The 352-nt window shown below is 60.2% G+C and carries 1 protein-coding gene; it reads right to left on the bottom strand.

The window, feature by feature from the left end; all coding sequences use genetic code 11:
• Positions 1–187 precede the first annotated feature (187 nt).
• Positions 188–331 carry an ATP-binding protein gene (locus GJ668_RS20015; protein WP_246195044.1) on the bottom strand — a complete coding sequence of 48 codons (144 nt, stop codon included), beginning with the start codon at positions 329–331 and terminating at the stop codon, positions 188–190.
• Positions 332–352: the final 21 nt, after the last annotated feature.

The following is a 352-nucleotide window of genomic DNA, read 5'->3' as shown; positions in this document are numbered from 1 at the left end:
AGCGCAACCCCTCCTTGCCTAAATGGGACATCCTCATCCGGCCAGCTGATGGGTAAGTTCTTTCCTGGCAATCTCCTTAAACGCACGTAAGAGTCAGGTAAGACGGGTTCGCCCGCACTGGCGTTGACGACGTGAACAGACTTATTCGGCTTCGTGCAAGTTTGGGTAGGTTTTTATGAGCGGAGAGTCATGTCGGCTCCAGTGTGCCCGCGCCGCCGGTGGCGGGCCATTCGACCCGGAACACCGCACCCATGCCGGAACCCGATTCGGCCCAGACGCGCCCGCCGTGAGCCTCGACAAGGGTGCGGGTGATGGATAACCCCAGTCCCATGCCCTGGGACTTGGTGCTGAA

The sequence above is a fragment of the Allochromatium palmeri genome (assembly GCF_009720725.1).
GTDB lineage: Bacteria > Pseudomonadota > Gammaproteobacteria > Chromatiales > Chromatiaceae > Thermochromatium > Thermochromatium palmeri.
Note: the sequence above shows the minus strand (reverse complement) of the source record. Positions and strands in the feature narration are given on the sequence as shown.

Coding starts and splice junctions, on each gene's coding strand:
- GJ668_RS20015 (WP_246195044.1), bottom strand. CDS start 331: ATGGGACTGGGGTTATCCATCACCCGCACCCTTGTCGAGGCTCACGGC.